The following is a 16,810-nucleotide window of genomic DNA, read 5'->3' as shown; positions in this document are numbered from 1 at the left end:
CTCCTCTCAGCTGCGGGGCAGCCGCACCTCGGCGACCGTACCCCCGCCGTCACGGGGCCGCAGGGACACCCAACCGTGCTGGCGCTCGACGATCTGTCGGACCAGGTACAGGCCGAGTCCGGCACCGGGGTAACGGCGCTGGTCGCCCGATTCGCCCTGCCAGAACCGGTCGAACGCTCGTTCCACGTGTTCCGGACGTACCCCGATGCCGCGATCACTAATCCGCAAGGCCACCGAGCGTTCGTCGGCGATGGCGGTGACCTCGATCGGGCTGCCCGACGGCGAGTACTTGTCGGCGTTGGTGGCAAGTTCGGTGAGTACGGTGGTCAGGCTCGCCCGGTCTCCGACCGCTTTCGGCAGGTCGTCTGGCAGCTCGACGGTGAGCCGCTGACGCAGTCCGGCGGGCAGATTCTCGACCGCGGCCCGTAGCGTCTCGACCAGATCGAACGGGGCGGACGGCGCGCCGACTGCCGGTCCCGAGTCGTTGGCGGCGGAGAGTAGCCGGTCGACCAGTCGGGCCAGTTCGGTGGCCCGCTGCCCCAGCACCCGGGCGGCCTCCCGTCGGTCCCGGTCGGTCAACGACTCCCAGTGGTCGCTGAGAGTCTCCGCGTACCCTTTGATCACGGTGACCGGGGTGCGCAGCTCGTGGCTGGTGACCGCGATGAACAGGTCGACGTCGTGGTCGCGGTGGTGCTGGTCGGTGATGTCCCGGAAGGTGACCACCCGGGAGGCGACGAAGCCCGGTAGCTCCCCGGAGGTGATCCGCAGCCACCGGCCGTCCGGCAGCTGATGGTCCACGACCTGTCCGGGGGGTGGCACCGGGAACGGGATCGGTCGGTGCAGCCGGTCCTGTGCGGTGCTGCCGGTGAGTCGCTCAGCCGCCGGGTTCCACAGCCGTACGCAGGACTCGTCGTCGACGATGGCCAGTCCGTCGGCGAGCGCGGCGACCACCGGCCCGTCGCCGTGCACCGGCAGCCCGGTCTGGTCGCCGTACAGGTGGGCGATGCAGGACGCCAGGTAGGCGATCAGCGTGTGATGGTCAGGGCCGGCGCTGCGGTCCGGATCCGGGTAGTAGGCGTGCAGGCTGCCGATCAGCACCCCGCCGATCTCGGCGCGTGCGATCAGCATCCGGTGCAGGCCTCGGCCGGCGATCTGGTCGGCCACGGCAGCGGTGAGCGCCGTCACCGGGAACTCGACGGTCCGCGGTCCGGTGAGCAGCCGGGCGGTGGCGGGGTCTGCGAGGTCGACGGGTCGGCCGACCGACCATTCGGCGGCGCCGGTGGCGGCGATGATCCGTCCCCTGCGTGGCCCGTACTCGGCGAACGAGGTCCCGGCGGCGCCGAGTGCACGCTGCGCGAGCCGCAGCAGGTGGTGCAGGATCGGCAGCCCCGACTCACCGCTGTTGATCATGTCGAGGACGACGGTGTGTCCAGCGATCAGACTCGGATAGTCGGGGCGTTCCGGCATGCTTCGAGTCTGCCCGGTGCCGGCGATTTTGGGCAGTGCCGGGCCGCCGGCGCCGGGCCACCGATCAGAGGACCCGGGGCGGTTCGCCGGACTCGCTCACCATCGCCCGGGAGTGCGCCGCCCAGTCCTGCATTCCGCCGGCGAGGTTACGGACGTTGTCCCAGCCGTGCTGGTTGAGGTAGGCGACGACCTGCCCGGACCGGCCGCCGGACCGGCACACCACCACCACGTCGCCCTCCTTCGGGACGTCGGCCAACCGGTGCGGGATCTCCATCATCGGCAGGTGGTGGGCGCCCGGCGCGTGCCCGGCGGCCCATTCCTCGGGCTCGCGCACGTCGAGCAGGTACGCGTCGGCGGAGACGTCGGGGACGTCGACGGTGGGGATCGGTGATCCGTGCATGCCGAACAGCCTATGGGACAGCCGGCTTCCGGCTATTCCTGGCCGGCCAGCACCGTCGGGTTGGCGAGGATGAACTCGGCGAGATTGTCGTTCTTGACCGCCTGGAACATGTCCTGGCTGAGCGGATCGATGTTCTCCCGGCCGGCGCTGTTGCCGTTGAAACTGCCGCCGTTGGTCCGCAGCATGACCAGGTCGTTGGCGGCCACCCCACGCAGGGTGAAGACGAAGTCCGGCAGCGGCACCTTGCCGGTGTCCAGCACGAACGCCTTGCCGGCCGCGTCGATCAGCTCGTTGAGCTTGAGCGGGTTGGTCATCACCCCGTTGGCCATCGCCTTCTTGGCCATGGCCTTGATCAGCTTCTGCTGGTTCTTCTGCCGGTCGTAGTCGCCGTTGTCCAGCCCGTACCGCTGCCGGGAGAAGTCCAGCGCCTCCCAGCCCTGCATCTCGCGGCAGCCCTTCTTGTGCACGACCTGCTGCTTCTCCCCGCTGACCTTGGCAGCGTCGGAGTTCCACATCGGCTGGCCGTCGACCAGGGTCATGTGGATCGACGGGGTGTCCTCGTCGACGCAGAGCCGGACGCTGCCGAGGCTGTCGATGACCGACTTGAAGCCGCTGAAGTTGATGATCGCGGCGCCGTCGAAGCTGACCCCGGTGAGGTTCTTAATCGTCTCCGCCATCAACTGGGCGCCACCGTCGTGCCCGGCGCCGTTCTGCGCGCCGTGGAAGAACGCCTCGGTCGCCTTGCCGACCCCACCCGGCCACCCGCTCTTGTCGAACGGCGGGATCTCGACCTCGGTGTCCCGGGGGACGGAGATCAGGTACGCCTGGTCGTGGGTGGCGGGAATGTGCAGGATGATGATCGTGTCGGCCCGGGTGTCCGACTCTGCCCAGCTGCCCCGGTGGTCGATGCCGAGCAGCAACATGTCGATCGGGCCCTCGAGGCTGTCACCGCCCTCGGCGTCGGTCTTGCCGGCGACGCCGAGCAGGTTCGACTGCTCGATCCCACTGGTCGCCTGGGCGATCAGCCACTTGCTGCCGACGATCGTGGTGCCGCTGAGCATCATCAGCAGTGCGCCCAGCACGACCATGGTGCGGGCCCAGATCGGGTCCTTGCGGCGGGGACGCCGGCCGGAGCCGCTGCGGCCGGAGCCCGGACCCGACCGGCCACTCGACCGACGCCCGGCCGCGCCACGGGTGGCGAGCGGGTTCCCCGACTCGGTCGACGTCGAACGTCGGCGGGTCTGAACCGGCATGCCTGCTCCTGGGGGGCGTGACAATAGGGCGAGCCCACTGTACGGAAACTTGGTCGATTTATCGACCCTGCTCGGGTTTCAAATTTGTGTCGGATTGGCCAGTCACCGACCGACCACCAACGATGCCCACTCAGTAACCGACCCGGAGCAGTCAGTCGCTGGCACCCGGGCTGGGCGTGACATTGGCCTGGACCCAGGCGGTCATCTGATCGGCCGCCATCGCCTGGTACATCGACAATGCCTGCTCCCGGTCGGAGACGACCACCGATTCGCCGTTGATCGTCTCGCTGCCGTTGTGCGGGCTGGTCAGGAAGTGCAGGTTCTCCCCCCGTAGCTTGCGGAACTGCAGTGCCATGTCGACCAGGGAGAAGCCCTGGTCGACCGTTACCGCCTGGGTCGTCGCCTTGAGAAACGCATTCAGTTTGACCGGGTTCGACAGTGTGCCCGAACTCACAGCCTTGTCCATCAGTGCGCGCAGGAACTCCTGCTGGTGACGCATACGCGCGAAGTCACCGTCCGGAAACTGTTTGCGTTGGCGGACCCAGTCCAGCGCCTCGGCGCCGTTCATGTGATTGACGCCCGCACTGAACTGCCGGTACGGCTTGTGGATCGACGTCGTGTCCTGCTCGACGGTCAGGTCGACCCCACCGAGCGCGTCTGTGACCTCGACGAAACCAGCGAAGTCGATCGACATCACGTGATTGATCCGCACGTCGGTGAAACACTCCACGGTCCGTACCGCCAGCGGCATGCCGCCCCAGGCGAACGCGGCGTTGATCTTGGCCCGCTCGCCGGTCTCGCAGGCCGCAGCGGCGTCCGACGGAATCGGCACGTACAGGTCACGCGGGATCGACACCAGATAGGCGCGGTCGTGTGACGACGGAATGTGCATCACGATGATCGTGTCCGCCCGCCACTTGCCGGCCTGGTCGACCGGGGCGTCCGGATCCCGTGAGTCGGTGCCGATCAGCAGGATGTTCAGCGCGCCGTCCACCGCAGCCGGCGGCCGCCCCTGCGTGATCTGCGAGAACGGATCGGTCCGCCCCAGGTCCTGGTCCAGCCCACGGGCGTACGCCCAGAGCCCACCGCTGGCGAGCAGGGCCAGCACCACCAGCGCCACCCCGCCGACCAGGGCGATGCGCCCCCAGCGGGGCCGCGGCCGGCGTGGCGGGCCACCGCCCTGAACGCCGGCACGACCGCCGTACTGGTTGCCGGCACGACCGCCGACCGGCACCTGCGCCCGGCCGGTCGAGGACCCGTACGCGGCGCCGGCCGGAGCGGTCGTCCGGCCGGGGACGGCCCGGCCAGCGTGGCGGCTGCTGGCTGACCGGTCACCGTGCTGATTGCTGGCTGACATGCCTCCAGCGTACGTACCGGGCGCTCGCCCGCCGACGACTCGACTGCCGGACCGACGCCGCCGATCAGCCGAGTCGCTGGCGGAAGTAGGCGATGGTGCGGCGCAGCCCGTCCTGCGGGTCCACCGTCGGTTGGTAGCCGAGCCTGGTGCGGGCCAGGGTCAGGTCCGGACGGCGCATCTCCGGGTCGTCCGAGGAGCGGGCGACCAGGTTGATCGTCGACGAGCTGCCCACCAGCTGGACGATCTGCTCGGCCAGCTCCCGCATGGTCAGCTCATGCTCGGTGCCGCAGTTGATCGGCCCGGTCTCGGTGGAGTCGAGCAGCGCGACGATCCCGGTCACCAGGTCCGCCACGTAGCAGATCGACCTGGTCTGCGTGCCGGTACCGTGCACGGTGATCGGCTCGCCGCGCAGCGCCTGGCTGATGAAGGTGGGGATGGCCCGGCCGTCGTCCGGCCGCATCCGGGGCCCGTACGTGTTGAAGATCCGCACGATGCCGGCGTCCAGGCCGCGGTACCGGTGGTACGCCATCGTCGCCGATTCGGCGAACCGCTTGGCCTCGTCGTAGACGCTGCGCACCCCGATCGGGTTCACGTTGCCCCAGTAGGTCTCCGGTTGCGGGTGCACCAACGGGTCGCCGTACGCCTCTGAGGTCGACGCCATGATGAACCGGGCCCGGTCGGCGACCGCCCGGTCCAGCAGATGCAACGTGGCGAGGGAGCCGACCCGCAGGATCTCGATCGGCAGGGTCGCGAAGTCCGTCGGGCTGGCCGGCGAGGCGAGATGCATGATCGCGTCGAACCGCTGACGCACCGCCGGGTGATGATCCGGCAACCCGTCCGAAATATCCGCCTCGACGAGGGTGAACCGGGGTTCGTCGGTGAGGTGGGCGACGTTCTCCTTGGAGCCGGTGACGAAGTTGTCCACCGCCACCACCGCACAACCACGCCCGACCAACCGGTCGACGAGGTGGCTTCCGACGAAACCGGCACCTCCGGTGACCAGCACTCGATGGCCGTCGCCGAATCGGGGAACAGGCAGCATGCCCCCGAGCCTAGTGGTAGTGCCCCGGCCGGGCAGCGGTTGCCACCCGGGTCGGGCCGGTGTGCGCTAGGGACGCTGCGGAACGTGCCCGGACCGAGCTACCGGCCGCGCGGCTCGCCGAGCTCCCGGTACCGGCCGCGATAGTGGATCAGCGGCCCGGCGTCGCCTTCGTCGCCGACCGTGACCGTCTCGACGGTCGCCTCCACCAGCATCGCCCATCCGTACGGTCGGGCGTCGTCGAGCCGGCAGCCCGCCCACCCACTCGCCCCCGCGAGGACCGGGCCGTACCCGGTGGGCTGCCACTCCGCTGCCTTGAACGGTCCGCCCGGTGCCGGCATCAGCCCGGCGAACCGGTCCGCGAGCTGTCGGTGCGCCGGGCTCAGCGGAACCATCGCGAACCTGCCCGACTCGCGGAGCACCTCCCACAGCTGCGACTCCTCGTCGAGCAGCCCGAGAAGTCGAGGCGGGTCGCCCTCGGCCAGCACCGTCGACGACACGGTCAGTCCGGCGAGCGGAGCCGACCCACCACCGGCCGTCCACAGCGTCACCGGTGCGGCCAGCCGGCCCCGTAGCCGCCGCGCGGGCGAACGGTCCTCGTTCGCCGTGGCGAACGGGTCGCGATAGTGGATCTCGGCACCGGGCTCGGGATGATTCACGTGAAACATTGTGACCCAGTCGGGAGTCACCGGCGCGGCGTCACCGTGGCGAGCAGCTCCGGCATCCGTCGTTCCAGCAGGTCACCGGTGATGTACAGGCCGAGGGCCACCGCACCCAGGCCGTATCCGACGCCGACCGGCAGGGCAAACCAGTACCAGACCTCGCCGAGCAGCGCGGTGGCCAGCACGATCGGCACCGCGGCCGCCGCCGACGCGACCATCGCCACCAGCGCCAGCATGCTCTTCGCCACGCCGGCACCGCTGTTCAGCGCGAACGGGTTCGACGTCTCCGGCAGCGAGTAGGCACCGACAACCGAGACGATCAGATTGACCGCCAACCCGGCACCGTACGCGGCGAACAGCGTCCCGGCGGCGACCGGGATCCAGCCAGGTTCACGCAGGAACAACCCGAGGCCGGCCGAGATCACCACCAGCAGCGGCACGATGTACACGGAGAACCCGACCACCCGGGCGCGCAGCTCCAGCCGCCCCGGCACGCCGGCGATCACGTTCGCCGCGTACGCGCTGCCGTCGAATCCGAACTGGTTGGCCAGGGTCACGGCGGCGAGCGCACCGACGAAGAGCATCGAGATACTGACGCTGGTCGCCGACGCGGTCGGTCCGGCGCCCACTGAACCGTCCGGGTCGTAGGTGAAGGCGCTGAAACCGCCGACGTTGATCAACGCCGGGATGAACACCCCGACCACGGCGACGGTGATCAGGTTGGCCCGTCGCCGCATGTCCCGCCACCAGTAGCGCACCTCCCGGGCGACCAGTGCGCCGTACCGGTCGCGGGGGGTCCGGGCGAGCAGCCGGGGGAACAGCTGACTCACCGGGGTACCGGACGCAGCGGCCACCGCCCTGGCCGGGCCGCCGCTCGCGGTGCCGACCATCGCCGACTCCAGCGACCTCGACCACCACCGGTACAGGCCGGCCAGGGTGGCGGCGGTGACCGCCAGCTTGATCGGCACCGCCCAGAGCCGTCCGTCGACCACGTCGGACCCCATCGTGTACGGGGCGGCCAGCGGAGTCCAGCCGAGAATTCCCGCCACCTCAGCCAACTGGTCCCAGTCGGCGTTGCCCAGTCCACCGATGACCAGCAGTTGCAGCGGGCCGAGCAACGCGGCCAGCACGGCGAGCAGCACCGCGGCCAGGTCACGCACCCGGCGTGACCGCAGCATGCCGGCGAACGCGCTGGTTATCGCCCGGCTGCCCAGGACGCAGAGCAGCAGACCGGCGGCGACCCCGACCAGTTGGACGGTGCCGGCCAGCGGGCCGCCGAGCAGCGCCGCGCTGAGCACCAGCCCCAGGGTGGCCAGCCCGGTGGCGATCGACGGCACGCCGATCAGTCCGGTGACCAGCAGCCCGGTGACCATGGTCCGCCGACGCAGCGGAAGCAACGCGAACCGGGCCGGGTCGAGCGTCTCGTCCACCCCGAAGAAGGCCAGCGGCAGCAGCAGCCAGCCGAGCACCAGCAGGGTGCCGCCGAACCCGGCGGCCAGCAACATGCCCTGTTCGCTGTCGACGAACCCCGGCGCGGCGAGGATCAGAAAACCGTTGCCGGCGAACCACAGCCCGGCGATGATCCCGCCGATGAACAGTGCGATCCGCCAGCCCTGGCCACGCAGGTTGTTGCCCATCACCCGCAGCTTGAGGTGGACGAAGTGCCGGGCCCGCACCGGACGTCGGCCGGCGGTGGCGGGCATGTCGGTGGCGGGCACGTCGGCGGTCGGCCCGGTCACAGCCATGCCAGTTCCTCGCCGGTGGCCGTGCGACCGCCGACGACGTCGACGAAGACCTCTTCCAGTGACCGCCCGGCCCGGACCTCGTCCAACGTGCCGACCTTCTTGATGACTCCGTCGGCGAGGATCGCCACGTGGCTGCAGAGCCGCTCGACCACGGCCATCACGTGGCTGGAGAAGATCACCGTGCCGCCGCCGACGACGTACCGCTGCAGGATGTCGCGGATCAGCGCGGCGGAGACCGGGTCGACCGCCTCGAACGGCTCGTCGAGCACCAGCAGCCGGGGTCCGTGCAGCAGCGCACAGGCCAGCCCGATCTTCTTCTTCATGCCCGCCGAATAGTCGACCACCAGGGTGCGTCCGGCGTCGTCGAGCGCCAGCACGTCGAGCAGTTCGCCGGCCCGCTGGTCGACCACCGCCGGGTCCATCCCGCGCAGCAGACCGTGGTACGCGAGCAGCTCGGCACCGGTGAGCCGGTCGAACAGCCGCACCCCGTCCGGCAGTACGCCGAGCAGTTGCTTCGCCCGCACCGGGTCGGCCCAGACATCGTGGCCGAGGACGTGGGCGTGACCGGCGTCCGGCCGTAGCAGCCCGACCGCCATCGACAGCGTGGTGGTCTTGCCGGCACCGTTCGGGCCGAGCAGTCCGTAGAAGGAGCCGACCGGGACGTCCAGCTCGACCCCGGCGACCGCGACCTTGTCGTCGAATCGTTTGGCCAGGCCACGCAGGACGAGCGCCTGCCCGCCGGGCTGGGCAGCATCTGTCATGGTCCGACGGTAACCAGCGGGACCTCGGATACGCTCCCGCTGAGGGACGATCCGGCTCTCATACCCGGGCACGACGGCGACACCGATCCGACCGACCTCGCCGCGGGCACGTCACGGCAGCCGAAGGCATCTCACGGGCGCAGACTCTCCGGCGCGTGCAGTCGCAGCATGAGGGCGTTCACCTGACCCGGCAACCGCCGCCGGGTGACCACCGACACCAGCATCATCACCGCGAACGCCAGCGGCACCGTCCAGGCCGCCGGCTGCGCGACCAGGACCGCCGGCCAGCCGGTCAGTGGCGGACCCAGCACGGTCCACAGCACCGCGCCGACGGCGGCGCCGCCACCGGCGACGATGCCGGCGGCGGCACCGGCGTCGGTCAGGCCACGCCACCAGATGCCCAGCACCAGCAGCGGGCAGAAGCTCGACGCGGCCACCGCGAACGCCAGCCCGACGACCTGGGAGACGTCCAGGCCCGAGACGTTCAACGCGAGGACCATCGGCACCGCCCCGGCGACCAGGGTCGCCAGCCGGAACCCGCGTACCGAGTTGCGCCGCAGCACGTCGGTCGAGACCGCCCCGGCGACGCTGGTCAGCAACCCGGACGAGGTGGACAGGAAGGCGGCGAACGCCCCGGCGGCTACCAGCGCGGCGAGCAGTTGCCCGAGCAGTCCGCCGCCGAGCGCCGCCTCCGGCAGCAGCACCACGACCGCGTCCGAGCGTCCGGTCATCAGCAGCTGCGGTGTGTACACCCGGCCGAGCACCCCGTACAGGGTGGGGAAGAGGTAGAACAGGCCGACCAGGGCGAGCACCACCAGCGTGGTGCGGCGGGCGGCGGCACCGTCGGGGTTGGTGTAGAACCGCACGAGTACGTGCGGCAGCCCCATCGTGCCGAGGAAGGTCGCCAGGATCAGCGAGTAGGTGGCGAACAGCCCCTGGTCGCCCCGGTCCGGGTCACCGGGCAGCAGCCAGGCGGCTCCCCGGTCGGCTTCGGCCCCGGACACCTCGGGGACCCGGTCCCCGGCGGCGAAGGTCAACTCGGTGCCCGGGATCACCTGCTCGGTCCGGCCGTCGGCGTAGTTGAGCGTCGCGGACCGCTCGACCACCACGGTGGTCGCCTGGGTGAAGGTCAGCCCGTCCGGTGGGCTGACCGGCGGCCGCCCGTCGGACTGCCACTGCATGGCCAGGAAGACCGCCGGTACGGCGAGCGCGGTCAACTTGAGCCAGTACTGGAACGCCTGCACGAAGGTGACCGCCCGCATACCGCCGAGCGCCACGTTGGCGGTGACCACCCCGCCGACCAGCAGCGCTCCCAGCGGATACGGCGCGCCGGTGACCGTAGCCAGGGTCAGCCCGGCGCCCTGCAGCTGGGGCAGCAGGTAGAACCAGCCGATGAAGATCACGAAGACGGTGGCGAGCCGGCGCAGCCGCCGGGAGCTGAGCCGGATCTCGCAGAAGTCCGGCAGGGTGAACGCCCCGGACCGGCGCAGCGGGGCCGCGACGAACAGCAGCAGGGCCAGGTAGCCGGCGGCGAAGCCGACCGGGTACCAGAGCACGTCGACGCCGTACTTGAGGATCAGGCCGGCGATGCCGAGGAACGATGCGGCAGACAGGTACTCGCCGCTGATCGCCGCCGCGTTCCAGGACGGGCTGACGGTACGCGAGGCGACCAGGAAGTCGGACGTGGTCCGGGCCAGCTTCAGCCCGTAGAAGCCGATCGCGACGGTCACCAGGGTGACCACGACCAGCGCAGGGATCACGTACGGGTTGGTCATCGGCGCCGCTCAGCGCTCCGGCCGGCGGACCAGCGCGACGAAGTCCTGTTCGTTGCGTTCGGCGAGGTGGACGTAGGTCAGGCCGACCGCGACCAGGAACGGAAACGCGGCCACCCCGAGTAGCAGCCACGGCAGGTTGACGCCGACGATCTTGATCTCCGCGACGCCCGGGGCGATCGCGAACAGCATCGGCAGCGACCCGAGGCCGACCACGACCACCACCGCCAGCCGCATCGCCAACGCCAACTGTGCCCGGACCAGGCCGCGTACCAGTGCCTCGCCGATCTGGGTCTGCTCGGCCAGGTCGGTACGCAGCCGGTCGGCGTCCCCACGCCGGCCGACCTCGCCCAGCACGACCCGCACCCGCCGGGGTGGCGGGTCGGCGGGCGCGGGCGCCGCAGCGGGCCCGGTGCCGTCGTGTTCGGCCATGCCGGCAGTCTCACGGCCCGTCGCGGAAAGTCAAGAGCGAGCGCCGGCGTGGGCGTGATCCGTTACGCGTCATCCCACAGCGAAGCGCCCAACCGCAGGAGGCGATTGGGCGCTGCTGAAGCCCGGCGAGAGGCTTTGTGGCCAGGGGCGGGGTCGAACCGCCGACCTTCCGATTTTCAGTCGGACGCTCGTACCAACTGAGCTACCTGGCCGGGCACTGGGGTCATGATACCCATCCGGCGACCTCAGCAGCCGGACCGGTTGCCATGGGCCCCGGAACGCACAACGCCGCGCGTGGGAAACGCACGGCGATCGGCGTTGCGCGGTCCTGACGGGACTTGAACCCGCGACCTCCGCCTTGACAGGGCGGCGAGCACTCCGACTGCTCCACAGGACCTCGGTGTTGCTCCGGCCGGTCGGTCGGCCGGTGGTGCCCCCAACGGGATTCGAACCCGTGCTACCGCCTTGAAAGGGCGGCGTCCTGGGCCGCTAGACGATGAGGGCGGCCCCGTCATCATCGCACATCACGACTCCGACGGTAGTGCTCCCATCCGGCCCCGCCGGAAGCTTGCGAAAGCATACGTGACGAGTATGCCCCGGACCAAACCAGATCGGCGAACCGGACGGATCAGGGGGAAAGGCTAGCACCGAGCAGGGTGATGCCGTACCGCTGCCTCAGCTCCTGGACCACGACCGGCAGCGCGGCGACGGTGGCCGACCGGTCGCCACCACCGTCATGCAGCAGAATGATCGACCCGAGCCGGACCTCGGTGGTGACCTGCGCCACCAGCTCATCCTTGGTGGGCTTGCGCCAGTCCTGCGGGTCGACGTCCCAGTCCAGCGGGACCATTCCCAGCTCCTCGACCACGGTGACCACCTTCGGCGTCCACAGGCCGCCGGGGTGCCGGAAGTGCTCGATCGGCACTCCGGGCACCACCTTCTGGATCTCCTTGTTGGTCCGCAGCAGGTCGGCCCGGATCTCGTCGGTCGACTGCGACCCGAGGTCGAGCTCGTGGCTCCAGGTGTGGTTGCACAGGGCGTGTCCCTCCCGGACCATCCTGACGACCAGCGCCGGGTACCGCCGCACCTGGGCACCGACGACGCAGAAGGTTGCCCGCGCCCCGGCCGCCCGCAGTTCGTCGAGGATCAGCGGCGTCCACCTCGGATGTGGCCCGTCGTCGAAGGTCAACGCCACCTGCCGACCACCGGTACGCCGATGCAGCAGGCTCTCGTCGACGGCGGGCCGGGCGGACGCCCCGGGTGAGCCGCCGGTCACGGCGGCCGAGGGCCGCTGGTCGGCGGGGTCGTCCGTCGACGCCGGCACCGGGTCGCGAGGGCCGGGTGAGGGCACCGGTTCGGGGGTGGGAGCAGCGCGCTCCGGTGCGGAACCGAGAGCGGCGGTGGCCGGTACCTGCGCCGGTGTCTGCCGGGCACCACGCAGCGCGGCGATGCTTTCGCTGCCGACCAGCAGCGCGAACACCGCCAGGCCTGCCGCGACCATGGCACGTTTCGACACGGTGCGTTTCGACATGTCGACTCCGGGCGAGGGGGTGGACGGAGATCGAGCGAAGCACACGTTAGTCGATCAATCCGCACAACTCGACCCCGCACATCGGACACCAGCACTGCCGACCATCGGCGGTGACGGGCCGTACCGCCGACAGCTACGGTAAGTGCTGTTGGCCGACCGACCGGTCGGCGGACCGGCAGAGCGTGAATGCGTCTGTCAGGTCGGCGCAGTGCCGTACCCCGTCCGGCAGCTCGGGGACCGGCCAGCCCGGCCCGACCGCGAGGACCAGCACCGGACGGTGCCGTCCGGAGCGGGCCGCAGTCAACTGCCCGAGGTCCGCGGTCGCCAAGGTGTGCGACCAGAGCACCACGGCGGCCGGACCCGTCCGGTCGACGGCGGCGACCAGCGCGGTCACCGGTACCCGGGCACCGAGCAACCGGGCGACCACGCCGGCCTCGACGAGTGCGGCGGCCAGCGCCTCCAACGGCAGGGTGTGCTGCTCGTCGTCGGTGCAGGCAAGCAGCACACCGGAACCAGCGCCGGCAAGCGGGCCCGAAGAATCACCCGGCAGGGCCGCCGGGACCGGACCGGTCACCGACGCCGGACCGGTCACCGACGCGAACGCGGCGGAGACGCACCGGGACAGCAGATGCTCCACCTCGATGAAGCCGGCGGTGGCCGCGTACCGGTCACCGACGCCGGCCAGCACCGGGCGGACCACCCGGTCCCAGGTGGCGATCACCCCGTCGGTACGCAGCCCACGCTCGATGATCTCCCGCATCGCCAGGTCGTCCAGGCGTACGGCGGCCCGGGCCAGACCCCGGGCGGCCGGGCCGGCGGTGCCGACGGCGATGGTGTGCCCGCCGCCGGCCCGGCCCTGCCCGGGGCCGGCGGGGGCGGGTGGAGCCGCGTTGCCGCGTGCCCATCGCGCCGCCTCGGCCGGGGACACGCCTTCGGCGGTGAGCCGACGCATCACCTCCAGCCGGGCCAGATCCTCCCGGCTGTACCGGCGATGGTGCCCCTTGACGTGCCGGGTCGGGCCGAGCCCGTACCGCTGGTGCCAGGTGCGCAGCGTGGTCACCGCCACGCCGAGCCGGCGTGCCACGCTGCCCGCGCTCAGCGCGTCATCGCTCACCTGGCCGCTCCGCAGCCCCGCCGTGCCGCTCCGCGTTCACACCGTTCCGCTCCGCGTTCACGTCATGGTCCCGCCGGCCCGACGCGACAGCTGGTCGACGACGCCGGCCAGCCACGGGGCGTAGGCGTACGGGTCATCGGTCAGGCCGGCCCGCAGCTCATCCGGCGGCATCCAGCGCAGCTGCGCGATCTCCGCCGGATCGGGCCGCAGCGGGGTGGCCGGGTCGAGATCACCCAGCAGTACGTGGTCGTACTCGTACTCGGTCCGGCCGGTGACCGGGTCGGTGGCCTGGTAGGTGTGCACGCCGAGCTCGGTCAACGGCACCGGCGCGACGCCCACCTCCTCGCCGAGCCGGCGGTTGGCCGCCTCGGTCACCGATTCGCCGGGCAGCGGATGGCCGCAGCAGGTGTTGGCCCAGCGCAGCGGGAACCGGGTCTTCACCGCGGCCCGCTGTTGCAGCAGCAGCCGGCCGGCCGGGTCGACCAGGATCACCGAGAAGGCCCGGTGCAGCTGGCCCGGCGGCTGGTGTGCGGCGGCGACGGTGGCCGATCCGACCGGTCGCCCGGCCGGGTCGACCAACTCGACCAGATGGCTCTCCCGCGACGTCCCGGTCATCGGGCACCCCCCGCACCGGTGATCCGACCGGCGGCCAACTTGCCGGAGATCAGCACCATCGGCACGCCGACCCCCGGCTGGGTGCCGGAGCCGACGAAGACCACGTTCTCCAGGGTGGGATGCAGGTTGCCGGGTCGGAACGGGCCGGTCTGGAACAGGGTGTGCGCGGCGGCGAACGGTGTCCCGGCGGCCATTCCGGCGTCGGCCCAGTCGGCCGGGGTGATCATTTCGCGGACCTCGATCCCGTCGGCCAGGCCCCGGTAGCCGCGCTCGGCCAGGGTGGCGATCAGCTCGTCGGCGTACCGCTGCGGCAGGTCGCCGCGCCAGTCCAGCCGCCCGCTGTCCAGGTTGGGCACCGGAGCGAGGACGTAGTAGGTGTGCCCGCCGGGCGGGGCCACCGACGGGTCGGTCCGGCTCGGGTTGGTGACCAGCAGCGAGGGGTCGCTCATCAGCTCTCCCCGGCGGATGACCTCGTCGAAGGTGCCCTTCCACAGCCGACCGAAGTGGACGTTGTGGTGGGCGATCTGCTGGTAGCCCTGCCGGGCGCCGAGGTGCAGCACCACGCAGGACGGCGAGTAGCGCAGCCGCCGGCGGCGGGCCGGTGGCAGCAGTTCGGCGTAGGCGACGGGTAGGTCGGGGTTGAGCACCACGACGTCGGCGGGAATCCGGTCACCGGCGGCGGTGAGCACCGCGCGCGCCCGACCACCGGTGGTCTCCACCCGGGTGACCGTGGTGTCGTAGCGGATCTGCACGCCGTGCTTCTCGGCGGCGCCGGCCAGCGCCCGGGGTACGGCGTGCATCCCGCCCCGGGGGAACGACACCCCGGCCACCGAGTCCAGGTAGGCGATGACGGTGTAGATGGCCAGCGCGTCGTGCGGGGCCAGGCCGGCGTACATCGCCTGGAACGAGAAGATCCGCTGGGTACGGGGGTCGGTGAAGAACTGCTCGATCTTGGTCTGCATCCGCCGGAACGCCCCGGCGGCCAGCAGCCGCAGCAGGTTGCCGGTGAGCAGGTCCGGCGGGCTGTCCAGGTTGCGGTCGATGAAGTCGGCCCGCTCCAGCTGCCACAGCCGCCGCGCGTAGTCGACGAAGCGCAGGTAGCCGTCGGCTTCGCGGGGGCCGCAGACCCGGGCCACCTCGGCCGCCATCCGGGCGGTGTCGGTGACGACGTCTAGTGTGGACCCATCCGGGTAGTACGCCCGGTAGGCCGGGTCGAGCGGGATCAGCTCCAACCAGTCGGAGAGCTCCTCGCCGACCGCGCCGAGCGCCTCGGCGATCAGCTCGGGCATGGTCAGCACGGTCGGCCCGGTGTCGAACTCGTAGCCGTCGAGTGCCAGCCGCCCGGCCCGTCCACCCGGCACCGACTCGCGTTCCAGCAGGGTGACCTGCCGGCCGGCACCGGCCAGGTGCAGGGCACAGGCCAGCCCGCCGAGCCCGGCACCGACCACGACGACGCGTTCGGTCGCCCCGGTCACGGTACGCATGCCGCGACCACCTCCTTCTGAACGATGCTCACATCATGCCTGCCGAGTGGTGGCGGTCACCGCCAGGCCGGTGAGCGCGCGACGGGCGGCCGGGTCGATCGGGGCGTCGGCCAGTGCGTCGACCGCCTCCCGTACCCGTTGCTCGATCAGCTGTTCCACCTGGTCGGCGGCGCCGGTCTCGACGACGATCTCGATCAGCCGCTGCACCCGTCGATCGGCATTCCGACCGGACTGCCGGTCGGTGGCGGACGGCGGCCGGTTGAGTTCGGCGCGTTGCGCCTCGGTGGCCAGCTCGCGGGCGATCAGCAGCAGCACCGTCGGCTTGCCGGTCCGCAGGTCGTCGCCGGCCGGTTTGCCGGTGGTGGCCGGGTCACCCAAGACGCCGAGCAGGTCGTCGCGCAGTTGGAACGCCTCGCCGACGTTGGTGCCGTAGCGCCGGTAGGCCTCGTGGATCGCCGGGTCGGCGCCGGGTCCGGCCAGGGCCGCACCGAGGTGCAGCGGCCGCAGCACGGTGTAGCTGGCGGTCTTGTGCCGGGCCACCCGCAGCGCCCGGTCGACCGACCAGGTGTCGGCCTCGGTCTCGCCGAGGACGTCCAGGTACTGCCCGGCGATCGTCTCGACCCGCATCTGGTCGTAGCGGCGCCGCACGTCCAGCAGGGTCCGGGGTGGCACGCCGGCCTGGCCGAGCAGCCGGTCGGCCCAGACCAGGCAGAGGTCACCGACCAGTACGGCGGCACCGTCGCCGAATCGGTCGGGGTCGCCGTCGCGGCCGGCCGACCGGTGCTGCCCGGCCAGCCGGCGGTGGGCGGTGGGGCGGCCGCGACGGGTCGCAGAGCCGTCCATCACATCGTCGTGCACCAGCGCGAACGCGTGCAGCAGCTCCAGCGCGGCCAGCGCCGGCAACACCGGGGCCAGCGGCGCGTCCGGGCCGACCACCCCGCGCCAGCCCCAGTGGGCGAAGACCGGCCGCAGCCGCTTGCCGCCAGCGAGCACGGTGTCCCGGGCGACCTGCGCGAACGGGCGCAGCGCCGGATCGATGCGGTCGAGCGCGTCGATCTCGACGGAGAGGAAGTCGATCAACGTGTCGTCGACAGCCGCGGTCAGAAGGTCACGGCGGCGGGGCGGGGGCGAGCCGGGGATGGCCGACCCTGCCGGCTCGTCGACCGACGCGCTGCGGT

Annotated in this window: 14 protein-coding genes, 3 tRNA genes and 1 pseudogene; all 18 read right to left on the bottom strand. The window is 71.5% G+C overall.

The features are described from left to right. Positions 1 to 6: 6 nt before the first annotated feature. The 18 genes and pseudogenes from O7621_RS06195 to O7621_RS06110 all read right to left on the bottom strand — a co-directional run bounded on the left by O7621_RS06195 (position 7) and on the right by O7621_RS06110 (position 16,772). On the bottom strand, positions 7 to 1,467 hold the full coding sequence (locus O7621_RS06195; RefSeq protein WP_282233137.1) for a PAS domain-containing sensor histidine kinase: 1,461 nt from the start codon (positions 1,465 to 1,467) through the stop codon (positions 7 to 9). Positions 1,468 to 1,531: 64 nt separating this feature from the next. After that, complete coding sequence (locus O7621_RS06190) at positions 1,532 to 1,867, bottom strand: rhodanese-like domain-containing protein (protein ID WP_282233136.1); 336 nt, start codon at positions 1,865 to 1,867, stop codon at positions 1,532 to 1,534. Between the two features lie 32 nt (positions 1,868 to 1,899). Continuing rightward, the gene (locus O7621_RS06185; RefSeq protein ID WP_282233135.1) at positions 1,900 to 3,120 is read right to left on the bottom strand and encodes an LCP family protein; all 1,221 of its coding nucleotides are present in this window, start codon (positions 3,118 to 3,120) and stop codon (positions 1,900 to 1,902) included. A 151-nt stretch (positions 3,121 to 3,271) separates the two neighbouring features. Beyond that, on the bottom strand, positions 3,272 to 4,477 hold the full coding sequence (locus O7621_RS06180) for an LCP family protein (protein WP_282233134.1): 1,206 nt from the start codon (positions 4,475 to 4,477) through the stop codon (positions 3,272 to 3,274). Between the two features lie 64 nt (positions 4,478 to 4,541). Then, positions 4,542 to 5,519: an NAD-dependent epimerase/dehydratase family protein gene (locus O7621_RS06175; RefSeq protein WP_282233133.1), complete on the bottom strand. Its 978-nt coding sequence runs from the start codon at positions 5,517 to 5,519 to the stop codon at positions 4,542 to 4,544. Positions 5,520 to 5,617: 98 nt separating this feature from the next. Beyond that, positions 5,618 to 6,184 (bottom strand): annotated as a pseudogene (locus O7621_RS06170) (flavin reductase family protein); the annotation flags it as partial. Between the two features lie 17 nt (positions 6,185 to 6,201). Beyond that, a complete protein-coding gene (locus tag O7621_RS06165) occupies positions 6,202 to 7,881 on the bottom strand; it encodes an ABC transporter permease (protein ID WP_282234470.1) in 1,680 nt (559 codons plus the stop codon). Positions 7,882 to 7,913: 32 nt separating this feature from the next. After that, complete coding sequence (locus O7621_RS06160) at positions 7,914 to 8,684, bottom strand: ABC transporter ATP-binding protein (protein WP_282233132.1); 771 nt, start codon at positions 8,682 to 8,684, stop codon at positions 7,914 to 7,916. Between the two features lie 131 nt (positions 8,685 to 8,815). Continuing rightward, on the bottom strand, positions 8,816 to 10,459 hold the full coding sequence (locus O7621_RS06155) for a cation acetate symporter (protein WP_282233131.1): 1,644 nt from the start codon (positions 10,457 to 10,459) through the stop codon (positions 8,816 to 8,818). 9 nt (positions 10,460 to 10,468) lie between these two features. Next, positions 10,469 to 10,888 (bottom strand): hypothetical protein, encoded by a 420-nt coding sequence (locus O7621_RS06150; protein ID WP_282233130.1) that lies wholly within the window; start codon positions 10,886 to 10,888, stop codon positions 10,469 to 10,471. Positions 10,889 to 11,026: 138 nt separating this feature from the next. Continuing rightward, positions 11,027 to 11,100 (bottom strand) — tRNA-Phe (locus O7621_RS06145). A 111-nt stretch (positions 11,101 to 11,211) separates the two neighbouring features. Further along, positions 11,212 to 11,285: transfer RNA gene (locus O7621_RS06140), tRNA-Asp, on the bottom strand. Between the two features lie 31 nt (positions 11,286 to 11,316). After that, positions 11,317 to 11,392: transfer RNA gene (locus tag O7621_RS06135), tRNA-Glu, on the bottom strand. Between the two features lie 124 nt (positions 11,393 to 11,516). Beyond that, positions 11,517 to 12,419 (bottom strand): polysaccharide deacetylase family protein, encoded by a 903-nt coding sequence (locus O7621_RS06130; protein WP_282233129.1) that lies wholly within the window; start codon positions 12,417 to 12,419, stop codon positions 11,517 to 11,519. Positions 12,420 to 12,552: 133 nt separating this feature from the next. Beyond that, a complete protein-coding gene (locus O7621_RS06125; RefSeq protein WP_282233128.1) occupies positions 12,553 to 13,533 on the bottom strand; it encodes a MerR family transcriptional regulator in 981 nt (326 codons plus the stop codon). Between the two features lie 57 nt (positions 13,534 to 13,590). Next, the gene (idi, locus tag O7621_RS06120) at positions 13,591 to 14,148 is read right to left on the bottom strand and encodes an isopentenyl-diphosphate Delta-isomerase (protein WP_282233127.1); all 558 of its coding nucleotides are present in this window, start codon (positions 14,146 to 14,148) and stop codon (positions 13,591 to 13,593) included. After that, entirely contained in the window at positions 14,145 to 15,632 is a 1,488-nt protein-coding gene (crtI, locus tag O7621_RS06115) for a phytoene desaturase family protein (RefSeq protein WP_282233126.1), read from the bottom strand. Before crtI ends, idi begins: the two co-directional genes overlap by 4 nt. 33 nt (positions 15,633 to 15,665) lie before the next feature. After that, positions 15,666 to 16,772 carry a polyprenyl synthetase family protein gene (locus tag O7621_RS06110; RefSeq protein WP_282234469.1) on the bottom strand — a complete coding sequence of 369 codons (1,107 nt, stop codon included), beginning with the start codon at positions 16,770 to 16,772 and terminating at the stop codon, positions 15,666 to 15,668. Positions 16,773 to 16,810: the final 38 nt, after the last annotated feature.

It is taken from the genome of Solwaraspora sp. WMMD937, assembly GCF_029581175.1.
Classification (GTDB): Bacteria; Actinomycetota; Actinomycetes; order Mycobacteriales; family Micromonosporaceae; genus Micromonospora_E.
The sequence above is the reverse complement of the archived record's forward strand: the minus strand, read 5'-3'. Positions and strand labels throughout refer to the sequence as shown.

Coding starts and splice junctions, on each gene's coding strand:
- O7621_RS06195 (WP_282233137.1), bottom strand. CDS start 1,467: ATGCCGGAACGCCCCGACTATCCGAGTCTGATCGCTGGACACACCGTC.
- O7621_RS06190 (WP_282233136.1), bottom strand. CDS start 1,867: ATGCACGGATCACCGATCCCCACCGTCGACGTCCCCGACGTCTCCGCC.
- O7621_RS06185 (WP_282233135.1), bottom strand. CDS start 3,120: ATGCCGGTTCAGACCCGCCGACGTTCGACGTCGACCGAGTCGGGGAAC.
- O7621_RS06180 (WP_282233134.1), bottom strand. CDS start 4,477: ATGTCAGCCAGCAATCAGCACGGTGACCGGTCAGCCAGCAGCCGCCAC.
- O7621_RS06175 (WP_282233133.1), bottom strand. CDS start 5,519: ATGCTGCCTGTTCCCCGATTCGGCGACGGCCATCGAGTGCTGGTCACC.
- O7621_RS06165 (WP_282234470.1), bottom strand. CDS start 7,881: ATGCCCGCCACCGCCGGCCGACGTCCGGTGCGGGCCCGGCACTTCGTC.
- O7621_RS06160 (WP_282233132.1), bottom strand. CDS start 8,684: ATGACAGATGCTGCCCAGCCCGGCGGGCAGGCGCTCGTCCTGCGTGGC.
- O7621_RS06155 (WP_282233131.1), bottom strand. CDS start 10,459: ATGACCAACCCGTACGTGATCCCTGCGCTGGTCGTGGTCACCCTGGTG.
- O7621_RS06150 (WP_282233130.1), bottom strand. CDS start 10,888: ATGGCCGAACACGACGGCACCGGGCCCGCTGCGGCGCCCGCGCCCGCC.
- O7621_RS06130 (WP_282233129.1), bottom strand. CDS start 12,419: ATGTCGAAACGCACCGTGTCGAAACGTGCCATGGTCGCGGCAGGCCTG.
- idi (WP_282233127.1), bottom strand. CDS start 14,148: ATGACCGGGACGTCGCGGGAGAGCCATCTGGTCGAGTTGGTCGACCCG.
- crtI (WP_282233126.1), bottom strand. CDS start 15,632: ATGCGTACCGTGACCGGGGCGACCGAACGCGTCGTCGTGGTCGGTGCC.